The sequence below is a fragment of the Anaerosolibacter carboniphilus genome, assembly GCF_014205875.1.
Taxonomy (GTDB): Bacteria; Bacillota; Clostridia; order Peptostreptococcales; family Thermotaleaceae; genus Anaerosolibacter; species Anaerosolibacter carboniphilus.
The window spans coordinates 1-13,705 of sequence record NZ_JACHEN010000038.1 but is presented as its reverse complement, the minus strand read 5'-3'; the positions used below and the strand labels follow the sequence as shown (position 1 = coordinate 13,705).

The 13,705-nt window shown below is 41.6% G+C and carries 9 protein-coding genes and 1 other annotated feature; of the genes, 6 read left to right on the top strand and 3 right to left on the bottom strand.

Annotated features, from left to right (window positions below; genetic code table 11):
* Positions 1–52 precede the first annotated feature (52 nt).
* From hemL to argC, 3 genes are all read right to left on the bottom strand, one after another.
* Positions 53–1,342: a glutamate-1-semialdehyde 2,1-aminomutase gene (hemL, locus tag HNQ80_RS22260; RefSeq protein ID WP_184312885.1), complete on the bottom strand. Its 1,290-nt coding sequence runs from the start codon at positions 1,340–1,342 to the stop codon at positions 53–55.
* Between the two features lie 269 nt (positions 1,343–1,611).
* The gene (gene argJ, locus HNQ80_RS22255) at positions 1,612–2,832 is read right to left on the bottom strand and encodes a bifunctional glutamate N-acetyltransferase/amino-acid acetyltransferase ArgJ (protein WP_330602992.1); all 1,221 of its coding nucleotides are present in this window, start codon (positions 2,830–2,832) and stop codon (positions 1,612–1,614) included.
* Between the two features lie 22 nt (positions 2,833–2,854).
* The gene (argC, locus tag HNQ80_RS22250; protein WP_184312883.1) at positions 2,855–3,892 is read right to left on the bottom strand and encodes an N-acetyl-gamma-glutamyl-phosphate reductase; all 1,038 of its coding nucleotides are present in this window, start codon (positions 3,890–3,892) and stop codon (positions 2,855–2,857) included.
* Positions 3,893–4,041: 149 nt separating this feature from the next.
* Between argC and argB the strand changes: the two genes are divergently transcribed.
* From argB to serA, 6 genes are all read left to right on the top strand, one after another.
* Positions 4,042–4,923, top strand: coding sequence for an acetylglutamate kinase (argB, locus tag HNQ80_RS22245; protein ID WP_184312882.1), 882 nt, complete (start codon positions 4,042–4,044; stop codon positions 4,921–4,923).
* A complete protein-coding gene (locus HNQ80_RS22240) occupies positions 4,920–6,089 on the top strand; it encodes an aspartate aminotransferase family protein (protein ID WP_207727156.1) in 1,170 nt (389 codons plus the stop codon). The genes argB and HNQ80_RS22240 overlap by 4 nt, the downstream gene beginning before the upstream one ends.
* Before the next feature lie 614 nt (positions 6,090–6,703).
* The gene (locus tag HNQ80_RS22235) at positions 6,704–7,186 is read left to right on the top strand and encodes a type 1 glutamine amidotransferase family protein (protein ID WP_184312881.1); all 483 of its coding nucleotides are present in this window, start codon (positions 6,704–6,706) and stop codon (positions 7,184–7,186) included.
* A 91-nt stretch (positions 7,187–7,277) separates the two neighbouring features.
* Positions 7,278–8,360: a glutamine-hydrolyzing carbamoyl-phosphate synthase small subunit gene (carA, locus tag HNQ80_RS22230; protein ID WP_184312880.1), complete on the top strand. Its 1,083-nt coding sequence runs from the start codon at positions 7,278–7,280 to the stop codon at positions 8,358–8,360.
* The gene (gene carB, locus HNQ80_RS22225; protein ID WP_184312879.1) at positions 8,351–11,551 is read left to right on the top strand and encodes a carbamoyl-phosphate synthase (glutamine-hydrolyzing) large subunit; all 3,201 of its coding nucleotides are present in this window, start codon (positions 8,351–8,353) and stop codon (positions 11,549–11,551) included. Before carA ends, carB begins: the two co-directional genes overlap by 10 nt.
* A 71-nt stretch (positions 11,552–11,622) precedes the next feature.
* Positions 11,623–11,830, top strand: a binding site (T-box leader).
* Positions 11,831–11,950: 120 nt separating this feature from the next.
* The gene (gene serA, locus HNQ80_RS22220; RefSeq protein ID WP_184312878.1) at positions 11,951–13,543 is read left to right on the top strand and encodes a phosphoglycerate dehydrogenase; all 1,593 of its coding nucleotides are present in this window, start codon (positions 11,951–11,953) and stop codon (positions 13,541–13,543) included.
* The last annotated feature ends 162 nt before the right edge of the window (positions 13,544–13,705 follow it).

Sequence of the window (13,705 nt, the reverse complement as noted above, 5' to 3'; positions counted from 1 at the left end):
TAACAAGCTAAAAAAACCCGCGACCAGTGATAATAGGCCGGGGGTTTTTAATTTACAAAAGTTTTTTCAATGCGTTATAGTTTGCTCTTATGGTTTTCTCAATATCCTCATCTGTATGGGCATAGGATACAAATATTGATTCAAATTGGGAAGGTGAGAGATAGACCCCTTCTTTGAGCATTTCTTCAAAGTATTTTGCAAAGACTGCAGTATCGCTTGTTAGCGCACTGTCAAAATCGTGTACATCATTTTTAGTGAAGTATAGACACAGCATAGAACCTACTCTGTTTATTATGATGTCTATGCCCAGTTTTGAAGCATTATCTTTAAATCCTTCTTCAAGTCTTTTAGATTTTTCCTCAATGGCCTCATAGATTTTGGCATTCTCTTTGAGCAATCTTAAAGTAGTAACCCCGGCAGTCATGGCAAGGGGATTACCAGACAGTGTTCCTGCTTGATAAACGGACCCAAGGGGAGATATGTTTTCCATTATTTTTCTTTTACCGCCGTAAGCGCCTACAGGAAGGCCTCCACCGATGATCTTCGCAAAGCATGTAATGTCAGGATCTACATTATATAAGCTCTGAGCACCATGATAGCTCAGTCTAAAACCGGTCATGACCTCATCTATAATTAGTAATGAACCATATGTATTCGTGATATCTCTTAAAAATGTCATAAATTCTTTCGTAGAGGGTACAACCCCCATGTTGCCAGCTACCGGTTCAATAATTACAGCAGCGATATTATCTCCGTGGGCAGCAAATATATTTTTTAAATCTTCTACATCATTATATTTTGCTGAAATAGTATTCTTTACAATATCTGCTGGAACTCCTGGACTATCTGGCGTTCCATGGGTTAGAGCTCCGGAACCTGCTTTTACAAGAAGACAATCAGAATGTCCATGATAATTTCCAATGAATTTAACGATGATTTCCCTGCCAGTATAAGCTCTGGCGAGTCTTAGGGCGCTCATGGTAGCCTCAGTCCCTGAGTTGACCATTCTAACCATTTCTACGGATGGAACAGCATCACAAATCAGTTTTGCCATTTCAGTCTCAATTTCTGTAGGAGCGCCAAAGCTAGTACTCTTTTCGACTGAACTTTTTAAAGCATTCATGACTTCAGGACGGCAGTGGCCTAAGATGAGGGGACCCCATGATCCAACATAGTCGATGTATTCATTTCCATCAATATCATAAATTTTAGAACCTTTTCCTTCTTTGATAAAGGGTGGGGTTATATTTACAGCTTTAAAGGCTCTGACTGGACTGTTTACTCCACCTGGTATGTACTTATTCGCTTCCTCAAAGGCTTTTTTTGATTTTTCAAAGTTCATAAATGATTACCTCCGAAATAAATTATCTATACGGTCTTATAGATTTGCTATAAACCATGCTGGTGTTCTTTGTGTTAGACCCATAAATTTATTATAATATATATTTCCAGATTTGTCCTTTACCAAGGCAAATAACCTTTACTTCTTTGAAGAAATAAAGGTTACTTGCTAAATATATTCACTATTATGGATCCACGCCTTTAAATATTAATCTATTATCAGCTCTAAATTTAACTGTAGTGGGGACTTAAGTCCCTTCTATTTGTTTTTTAACTTCGATAGGAACCATTAATTTTTATATAATCATAGCTTAAGTCACAACCCCAAGCTACGGCACCATGTTCCCCGTCCTTTAAATCTACCACGATATTTACGTATTTTTGGTCTAAGATTTCCTTGGCCTGTTCCTCACTAAAAGGAATGCCTGCGCCATCCTTCACCAGCTGTATAGTGCCCTTTTCATTTTTAAACAAAATATCAACCTTTTCAGGTACAAAATTACCGCCAGAGTAGCCCAGAGAACACATGATTCTTCCCCAATTGGCATCACTGCCGAAGAAAGCGGACTTTACGAGGTTGGAAGAAATGATGGATTTTGCACATACCTTAGCATCTTTTTGGGTTTTGGCGTTATATAAGGATATCTCAATCAGTTTGGTAGCACCTTCTCCATCTTGGGCAATCAGCTTTGCCAGCTCCTTGTTGACAAAATCAAGGGCTTCCTTAAACTTGCCATAATTCCCATCGGCTTTTTCCACCAAGGTATTCCCCGCAGTACCATTGGCCAGAATGATGACCATATCATTGGTACTGGTGTCCCCATCTACAGAAATCATGTTATAGGAATCGCTGACACTATCCTTTAGGGTTTCAGAGAGCAGTGACTTGGAAATATTGGCGTTGGTCACCAAGAAGGACAACATGGTGGCCATGTTGGGATGGATCATACCAGATCCCTTGGCAATACCACTGATTAAAACAGGCTTTTCATCGATCATTACTTCCACGGTAATGGATTTGACAAAGGAATCGGTGGTCATGATGGCCTCTGCTGCTGACGCACCTGTCCCTGTGGCAAGCAATTCACAGGCTGCCTTGATTCCTGGAACTACCACCTGCATGGGCATGGGCACACCGATGATACCTGTGGAAGCCACGAGGACTTCACTGGAAGATAGACCTAGGGCATCCGCCACCGTTTGAGTCATCTGGTGGGCATGATTTAAGCCCTCGGCGCCGGTGCAGGCATTGGCATTTCCACTATTGACCACGATGGCCTGAGTGTTTTGGGAGATTTTCAAGTTCTCCATATTTATCTGGAGAGGTGCAGCTTTTACGATATTGGTGGTAAAGGCTGCAGCAGCAACGGCGGGCTTTGTGCTGTAAATGATGCCCAAATCCTTATTTCCGCTCTTTTTGATTCCGCTATGGATGCCAATGGCTTGAAAGCCAGATACGTCAGTCAATGTTTTGTTCTGTAAAATTTTCATTTTCATCATCCTTTCTCTATCATTAAGGGGTCATAGATAATACATCTAAACTCTCTTGTTCCTTAAAGCCAAACATTAGGTTCATGTTTTGCACTGCCTGCCCTGCTGCACCTTTGATCAGATTATCAATGGCAGAGACCACGATGACCCTTCCTGTCCTTTCATCAACCTTTACGCCGATATCGCATAGGTTTGAGCCTTTAACCCACCTTGTTTCTGGTAGGGTTTCTACAATGCGGACAAAATATTCATCTTGATAATAGGCATTGTATATTTCGTAGAGCTGGCTCTGAGATTGCTTTTCTAGAAGGTTACCATAGCAGGTAGCCAGGATGCCGCGATTCATGGGCACCAGATGGGGCGTAAAGGATATCACGAGCTCTTTCCCATAGAGTGTTGCCAATATTTCTTCAATCTCTGGTGTATGGCGGTGGCTGGCCACCCCATAGGCCTTGATGGATTCATTACACTCTGTAAAAAGAGTGGCGATGTTTGCTGCTCTACCAGCTCCAGAGACACCGGATTTGGCATCGATAATGATAGAAGCTGGATCAATCAAATGATTCTTTAACAATGGCGCCAGCGCCAATATGCTGGCAGTAGGATAACAACCTGGATTGGCTACCAAGGAAGCCGTAGGGATTTGATCACGATAAATTTCTGGCAGACCGTATACTGCTGTAGATAGTAAGTGTTCCGCCTCATGCTCCAGCCCGTACCAAGCTTTATAAGCATCAGCAGATTTTAAACGAAAATCTGCTCCCAAATCGATGACCTTAACGCCCAAATCCAGAGCTTTTTTTGTGATGTCAAAGGCCTTGCCGTGGGGAAGGGCGATAAACAGTACATCTATGTCAGAAAGTTTTTCTTCCGCTGCATGCATATCTATGCAGACATTCTGTATAAAACCTGCATATTGCTGATAAATATGATGAAAAGAAATATCTGTATGATTATGAGAAGAAAGAAAATTTAGTCGAATGGAGGGATGCCTTAGGAGAAACCAAATCAATTGTTGGCCTGCGTATCCTGTGGCGCCTAATATACCTGCTTGAATCATGGGATCACCTCTTTTTATGATTTAAAGTAATTATACAGATTAATAAATAAATATTCAATAACAAAAATAAAAATTCATGAAAATTATTGCATATTTATATAATTAAAAGTATAATTATTAAATATATTGGCAGATAAGGGGGATGAAATATGAACGAAGAAAAGGCAGCCATATTGGTAGAAGCCCTACCTTATATAAAAAAATTTAGAGGGAAGACCTTTGTCATTAAATATGGCGGCAGCATTATAAGTAATGAACAGGCCAAAAGGGCTTTTATAGAGGATGTGGTTCTTCTAAAACTTGTGGGAATACACCTGATTATCATCCATGGAGGCGGCCCAAATATTTCCGCCATGCTGGATCAATTGGGCTTGGAAAGTCGATTTGTAGATGGATTGAGGGTGACAGATCAGAAGGCTGTAGAGGTGGTGGAGATGGTTCTATCAGGAAGCGTGAACAAGGAGATTGCAGCGGATCTTTGCAGACATGGAATCTGTGCCTTGGGGATCAGCGGAAGAGATGGAAATCTCATTCAAGCGCAAAAGAAATATCTATATAAAGAGAACGAGAAAATTGATATTGGTTATGTGGGTGAAGTAAAAGAGGTCAATAAAAAGCTGCTGTTGGATTTATTGGAGAAGGAACAGCTTCCAGTGATTTCACCTGTAGGTTGTGATGAAGAAGGACATATCTATAATATCAATGCGGACTATGTGGCTTCTGCCATTGGTAGTGTATTAGAAGCAGAAAAACTGATTCTTCTTACAGATATTGAAGGCATTTATAAGGATATAAATGATCCTGAGAGTTTTATTTCATCGGCCACCATCGATGAAGTAAGGGGATATATTGAGACTGGTGTGATTAAGGGAGGGATGATTCCCAAAGCTGAATGTTGTATAGAAGCCATCGAGAGGGGCGCTAAAAATGTACATTTGATTGATGGACGAAAGGAACACAGCTTATTGCTAGAGATTTTTACAAACGCAGGAATTGGAACGATGATTCGGGGAGGGGAGATAAAATTATGAAAAAGCATATTATGAACACCTATGGTCGATTTGATGTGATCTTCGAAAAAGGTAAGGGAACAAAGGTCTATGATGTGGATGGAAAGGAATATTTGGATTTTGTGTCGGGGGTAGCTGTAAATTGTTTAGGACATAGTCATCCAGCCGTTGCAAAAACTCTGGCAGCTCAGGGAGAAAAGCTTATCCATGTTTCTAATTTATATTGGAATACAGAACAAATGGCGTTGGCAGAAAAATTGGTATCCCATAGTGACCATCATCAGGTTTTCTTCTGTAACAGCGGAACAGAAGCGGTAGAAACTGGATTGAAGCTGGCTAGAAAATATGGAAAGCTCAAAGGCGGAAACGCGAAAAATCAAATCATTTATATGAACAACTCCTTCCATGGCAGAAGTATGGGAGCATTAGCGGTAACGGGGCAGGAGAAGTATCAAAAAGATTTTATGCCATTGATGACAGGGTTAAAAAATGTTGAATTTAATAATATTGAAAAGTTGAAAGAAGTAATGGATGAAAATACTTGTGCGGTGATTCTGGAGCCCATTCAAGGAGAAGGCGGCATCGTAGCGGCCCAAGCGGCCTATTTGAAAGAAGTAAGAACTTTGTGTACCCAGTATGATGCCTTATTAATTTTTGATGAGGTTCAGTGTGGCATTGGTCGTTTGGGAAGTCTGTTTGCTTACCAGAGTTTTGGTGTGATACCAGATGTGATTTGTATGGCGAAGGGATTAGGAGGCGGATTTCCAATTGGGGCAGTGCTAGCCACTGAGAATGCCGCCAGTGCTTTTGTTCCAGGGGATCACGGATGTACCTTTGGCGGAAATCCACTGGCCTGTGCCGTGTCGCTGACAGTGCTGGATGAATTGCTGAACAACGGAATTATCGATGAAGTGAATGAAAAGAGTTTGTACACCATCGGAAAGTTGGCAGCGCTTCAAGAAAAATACGATGTAGTCCAAGGGGTGCAGGGACTGGGTTTGCTGTTGGGGCTTAAGGTGAAGGGCGAGCCAAAAGCTATCATCAATAAATGTTTCGAAAAAGGCTTGCTGCTGGTGGGCGCTGGAGAAAATGTCATTCGAATTGTTCCGCCACTCAATGTATCCAAAGAAGAAATAGACACGGCTGTAAAAGTATTGGAAGAAGCGATGCTAGAAGTCCAAGGATAAAAAAGAATAAAGATTAATATTGACACATAAATATTATATATGATAATATGTTTTGAAAAGAGAATACAGGAACCTTTAAATTGGTCCAGAGAGGCTAAAAAGGGTATCGGAAAAAGATATGGGTTTCGTATATCTTTGATTTTCCATGGAAAATATACCTTCTGCCTCAGGCAGAAGGTTTTTTGTTTACCATTATTCATTTGCAGGCCAGTGGATGAAAAAGGAATGGATATATATACATAAAATGTGTATATATACAGAAGTGTGGGTGTACACTAATATTAGTAATTGTGAATAAGCATAATGTCCTTGTTTTATAAAAAATGACCAAGATCCCAGAGCTTGTTTCAACTATTTGAGTCGATTCAGATGACTTCACGCTCGCAGGGAGGATAAATATAAAAATATATTAATAAAAATAAGAAAAATTTTTAAAAACATATTGCATAATTATATACAAATAAGTATAATTATGAATAACGAAAGAATAAATTGCTAGGATGAAAAGGACGATGTGACATGCATAAACCTTACAAATATAGAAAGAGGCAAAGGTTATAGAGAATTTCATAGATAGATGAAAATGATCAATCAATGGAAAGGATGGATGAAAAATGACGTATGTATTATCAGCAAAAGCATTTAGCGGGATGAACATAGAGACGGTTTTAGGAGAAGTCAAGGGAAGCTATTTTCATATTGCTCCAAGCATTACAAAGGCAGCGATAGTCAATCTAGGGATGACAAAAGAAGAACTGATGGATTTGGTAAATATGAACTATAGCTTGAACATTTTCGATGAAAGTTTTAGTACGCAACAGCTAAAGGCTGTACCTCATGATGTATTGATGATTTCCAATGGGAAGGTGGATTCCGATATAATCCCTGAGGTTGTAGAAAAGCTCAAGGGCTATATGGGGAAGAAGACAGTCCTAGGCATAGGATTGGGGAAAGATTTAATCGCCATGGCATTGAAAGAATTAAATGAGGAGCTAACGAAGGATGGCAGCATTTTAAAGAATGAAAAATATAAAGTATTCTGTGTAGATGGCAGCCCAGAAAATAATTTTGGGAGCCTAACCCAGTATATTATTTAGAAAATGAATTGAGAAACAGAAAAGAAAAAACTTTTCTGTTTCCTTTTGTAAAGAGGAAAAAAGGAAAACGATGAGGATAGAGGTGCTAAAAATGAATGGAATATTATATTTAGAAGATGGAACGGTATATAAGGGAAAGGGATTTGGCAAGAAAGGAACGACGGTAGGGGAATTGGTATTCAATACATCTATCACAGGCTACCAGGAGATACTGACAGATCCATCCTATGCGGGGCAAGTGATTACCATGACCTATCCTTTGATCGGAAATTACGGAGTAAATGACCTGGAGCATGAATCCTCCATGGTCTATGCCAAAGGATTTGTAGTAAAGGAGATCTCAGAAAATCCTTCCAATCATAAAAGTGAAAAAACCATTGATGAGATGCTAAAAGCCATGGGTGTAGTAGGGATTAGTGGTGTGGATACCAGAAGCATTACGAAAAAAATTAGAAATGCAGGTGCTTTGAAGTGCGTCATTACCAATGAGGAGTGGCAAGATGGGGAGCTCCACCAGATGCTTCAAACAGAACAAATGAAAGATGACTGGATGAAGGAAGTAGGAACAAAGAAAATCATCCATGTACCAGGAAGCGGCCATCGAGTAGCTTTGGTGGATTTTGGGGTGAAGGCTAACATTGTGCGAAATCTAAAGGAGCGAGACTGTGATATCACCATCTTTCCTGCAACGGCTAGTTGGGAAGAAATCATGGCAATTCAACCCACAGGGGTGCTGTTAAGCAATGGACCTGGGGATCCAAAGGCAGCTGTGGAGGCCATCGAGACCGTGAAAGGACTTCTTGGGAAACTGCCTATCTTCGGCATTTGCCTAGGCCATCAGATTCTCGCTCTAGCCGTAGGGGGAGATACCTATAAGATGAAATATGGTCATAGAGGCGGGAATCATGGGGTGTATGACATAGATATGGATAAGGCCTACATTACATCTCAGAACCATGGCTATGCAGTAGATCCTGAAAGCATCCAGGATAAAAACATGATCATTACCCATAAGAACTTAAACGATGGGACGGTAGAGGGGATGAAACACAAAGATTTGCCAGTATACTCCGTCCAATTCCATCCAGAGGGAGCACCAGGACCAACGGATTCAGCTTATCTATTTGACAAATTTATTAACCTCATGGAGAAGGAGGATACCAAATGCCTTTAGATCAAGGATTGAAGAAAGTGATGATTATCGGCTCTGGCCCTATTATCATCGGTCAAGCTGCAGAATTTGATTATTCAGGAACCCAGGCATGTAAAGCTATCAAAGAAGAGGGAATTGAGACGGTCCTCGTAAACAGCAATCCAGCTACGATCATGACAGACCTGAATGTGGCAGATCGTGTATACATTGAGCCGCTGACCATAGAAGCCCTGGAAAAAATTATTGAAAAAGAAATGCCCGATGGGATATTGGCAGGATTTGGGGGACAGACGGCCTTAAATTTAGCCATGAAATTGGAGAGCATGGGAATTTTAGAAAAGTACGGAGTAAAGCTTTTGGGAACGCGAGGAGAGGCGATCCACAAGGCAGAAGACCGAGAAGCTTTCAAGCAGCTCATGATGGAGATCGGTGAGCCTGTTCCCATGAGTATTACAACGACTACCCTTGCGGAGTGTGAAGCCTTTGTAGCCCAATACGGGTATCCAGTGATCATCCGACCAGCATTTACTTTGGGAGGTACTGGGGGCGGTATCGCCAGCAATCACCAGGAACTGTTAGAGATTTGTCAGCGGGGAATCAGCAGCAGCCCGATTGGACAAATTTTGTTGGAGCAGAGCGTGGCTGGATGGAAAGAGATCGAGTATGAAGTGATCCGAGATAAAAAAGACAACTGTATTATCATCTGTAATATGGAAAACATGGATCCAGTAGGTGTTCATACGGGGGATAGCATTGTGGTGGCTCCTTCTCAGACCTTGAGAGATAAGGAATATCAGATGTTGCGACAGGCATCTATTAAAATTGTCAGAAGCCTGAAGTTGGAGGGAGGCTGTAATGTACAGTTAGCCCTAGACCCTAAGAGTGACAACTATGTGGTCATCGAGGTAAATCCAAGAGTAAGCCGATCCAGTGCCTTAGCTTCTAAAGCCGCTGGATATCCTATTGCCAAGATTGCGGCCAAAATTGCCATCGGTTTCAGCTTGGACGAACTGAAAAACTATGTGACGAAAACTTCCAGTGCTTGCTTTGAGCCAACCTTGGACTATGTGGTGGTGAAGATTCCAAAGTGGCCTTTTGACAAGTTCAGTAAAGCCTCTAGAACGCTAGGAACGCAGATGAAGGCCACAGGAGAGGTGATGGCCATCAGCAGAACCTTTGAAAGTGCCCTATTAAAGGCCATCACTTGCCTGGAAGGGAAGTTTACAGGCTTGAGAATGTTCTCCATCATGGATATGACAGAGGAAGAGCTTTTTGCTAAGATTGCCCTGTGTGATGATGAACGAATCTTTGCCTTGGCAGATGCCTTGAGAAGAGGAATTTCTGTGGAACAGCTCTATGAGGTGACCAAAGTAGACCCATGGTTCCTCCATGGTATCCAGAATATCGTGAAGATGGAAAAGCGGCTGCAGCAGGAAGGCATGGATGAAAAACTCCTCTATGCTGCCGAAGCCATGGGTTTTACGGATCGTGAGATCTGTGACCTATCAGGCTATAAAAGTGAAGATCTACAAAAGATCCGGACTGAGCATGGCATTTATCCTGTGTATAAGATGGTGGATACCTGTAGTGGTGAGTTTGATGCCCAGACCCCGTATTATTATTCTTGCTATGAAGAAGATGATGAAAATGTAATCTCTGAGGAGAAGAAGATTGTGGTGATTGGATCAGGCCCTATCCGTATAGGCCAAGGGATTGAGTTTGATTACTGCTGTGTTCATGGGGTATGGGGGATCAAAGAGGCTGGATACCAGTCCATTATCATGAACAACAACCCTGAAACCGTCAGTACCGATTTCGATACAGCAGATAAGCTTTATTTTGAATCCTTATACATTGATGATGTGATGAATGTGGTAAGAAGGGAAAAGCCTGAGGGTGTCATCCTGCAGTTTGGGGGACAGACTTCAGTGAACTTGGCACCGAAGCTCTTTGAGCGGGGCGTAAAGATCCTGGGAACCTCCTTTCAATCCATCGACTTAGCTGAGGATCGCGATAAATTTAGAGATTTTCTAGAAAGACTAGAGATACCAAGTCCCACAGGGAAAGCTGTAACCAGCGTGAAAGAAGCCATAGATACAGTAGAAGAACTGGGTTATCCTGTGGTGGTAAGACCTTCTTACGTCATCGGCGGTCGGGCTATGCAAGTGGTCTATGATGAAAAGACGTTGATTACCTACATGGAGGAAGCGGTAAATCTTTCTTCCAAATATCCTATATTGATTGATAAGTATGTGAAGGGGATCGAGATTGAGGTAGATGCCATTGGAGATGGGGATGATGTGTTGATTCCGGGAATCATGGAACACGTGGAAAAGACTGGTGTTCACTCAGGAGACAGCATCACGGTGTATCCTTATGTTACCTTAAATCAAGAAACCGTAGATAAATTGGTGGCCTATACCAAGAAGATTGCCAAAGGCTTAAATATCATTGGATTGGTTAACATCCAATACGTATTTGACGGAAAAGATGTCTATGTGATCGAGGTGAATCCACGAGCATCCAGAACCGTGCCGATTCTGAGCAAAGTAACAGGGGTGCCCATGGTGAAGATTGCCATCGATACCATGCTGGGGAAAAAGCTTGTGGATATGTCCTATGGCACAGGATTATTGAAAAATAAAGACTTCTATGCCGTAAAGGTACCGGTGTTCTCCGGGGAGAAGCTGGCAGATGTGGATGTTTATCTAGGACCAGAGATGAAATCCACAGGGGAAGTCCTCGGTATCGATAGAGATTTGAACAAAGCCATTTACAAGGGATTTAGTGCCTCAGGCATAAAGATACCAACAGAGGGCGGTATCTACGTTTCCCTAAAAGAAGTGGACCGAGAAGAAGGCTTAGCTGTGATACAGCAGTATGTAAACTTAGGTTTCAAGCTCTATGCGTCCAATGGCACAGGCAGCTTCCTGAAAAACAGCCATGTACCTTGTGAATCCATATCGGTGGAGGAGATTCAACAATATATCAGCCAGGGCAGGATTCATATGCTGATCAATACGCCGACCAAGGGGAACGACCTAAAAAGCATGGGCTTTAAAATTAGAAAAAAAGCCAGTGAATACAAAATCCCTACCTTTACCTCTATCGACACGGCAAAGGCATTTACCATCGCTGTGGAGCTCAAGCAGAAGGGCGAGGAAATCTGTTATAGACCACTGGATGATTACTTTGCTGATTCTGTGCAGTAAAAATTTTATATAAAAAAATATTTTTAGTATTGCTTAAATATTCTAAGAATAATATAATAGCTTTTAAATATCCAAAGGCGTTGAACGGTAGTAGTAAATACACCTTTATTTTCAGAGAGTCGATGGTGGGTGGGAATCGACAATAAAGGCTATTGAATCCGACCGGAAGCTGCATGGGGGTCAAAAACCTATGCCGGGATTTCCCGTTATCGAAGCGAGAGGCTGTATCTACAGCGAAGTAAGGTGGCACCATGTGGATGATCAATCCCCGTCCTTAACATTAGGTTAAGGTCGGGGATTTTCTTATTCGTTCGGCAGGGTACTATCTCTCATCAAACCAAAGATCGCAAGTGAGTACTTTAGCGATTTAAATCATGAAAGTATAAAGGGGGACTAAAAATGGAAACAAAGAAAAGAGTTATTATTACTGAGAAAATTGATGAAGAAGGCATCAAAGTGCTGCAGGAAGCATTGGAGGCAGATGTATGCTTCAACATCTCACGGGAAGAACTATTGGAGAAAATCCATGAATATGATGCTCTGGTGGTCAGGAGTGTAACCAAGGTAGATGAGGAACTGTTATCCAGAGCCACCAATTTAAAAATAGTGGGCAGAGCAGGAAATGGGGTAGACAATATTGATCTAGGGGCAGCAACCCAGAGAGGGATTATTGTGGCCAATACCCCTGAGAGCAATACCATGTCTGCGGCAGAATTAACCATCGGCATGCTCTTGGCTCAATCTAGGAATATTCCTCAAGCCAATACCTTCCTGAAATCAGGGAAATGGGACCGCAGTCCTTTCCAAGGGGTGGAGCTATATAATAAAACGTTAGGCATCGTTGGTTTGGGTAGAATTGGTTCTTTGATCGCCACAAGGATGGCAGCCTTTGGTATGAAGGTCATTGCCTATGATCCTTATATCGCTGATGAGCGATTTGAACGATTCAAAGTGGAGAAAATCGAGAGGTTGGAAGATTTATTGAGGACAGCAGATTTTATTACAGTCCATACCCCAAAGACTAAGGAAACCTTCGGCATGATTGGTGAAAAGGAAATTGAGATCATGAAGGATGGGGTAAGGATTGCCAATGTGGCCAGAGGCGGTATTATCAATGAAAAGGCTCTGATGGAAGGCTTGAAAAGCGGAAAAATCGCCAGCGCGGGCCTAGATGTCCATGAAAAGGAGCCCTGCTACGGGAATCCTTTATTCGAACTAGACAATGTGATTGTGACGCCTCATATCGGAGCAGACACCAAAGAAGCCCAGGAAAATGTGGGAATCACTGTGGCGCAGCAGATTGTAAATGCACTAAAGGGAGAGATTGTGCCCAATGCCGTGAACCTGCCAGCCATCCACAGGGATGAGTTAATGGCGATACGGCCTTATATCGAGCTTTTGGAAAAATTGGGGAAAATCTATTATCAGCTATATCAAGAACCCATTGAGTTTGTCAATATAGATTATTGGGGGAACATTGCAGCCCAAGATGTAGAAATGATCACCATCGCCTTTATCAAAGGCTTGTTAGAACCTGTAGTAGAGGATAAAGTAAATTATATCAATGCCAAGCTGGTAGCAGAGCAAAGAGGCATACGTGTGGAACAGCAAAAGATCAAAGAACATTATGATGGATATATGGACTTTATAGAAATCAAGATTAGAAACAAAAAAGGAACCTTTGTCCTAGGGGGAAATTTATCTTCTAAGCGTCAAGGAAAATTGGTGAAGATCCAAGGCTATGAAGTAGATGTAAATCCAAGTGACTACATGCTGTTTATTCAAAACATGGATGTACCAGGGGTTATTGGAAACATTGGAAAGATATTAGGTCAAGAGCATATCAACGTAGCAACCATGCAAGTAGGCAGAAACGCCAAGGGAGATATGGCGATGATGGTGCTCAACATTGATGATGAGGTGAATCAGGAGACCTTAAGAAAAATTATGGACATTGAAAATGTTCTATGGGCCAAAGGAATTAAGCTATAGGGAACAGACTTGTTCCACTGGGATAAGATTTTCATGATTTATATGAAAAGAAGCTAGAGTCCTAGCTTCTTGAGGTTGATTACAAACCACCAGATTTTATCTATCTGGTGGTTTTCTTAATTTCTAGTAATTGATAATTTTTTCGTTTGGATCAAAAAAATA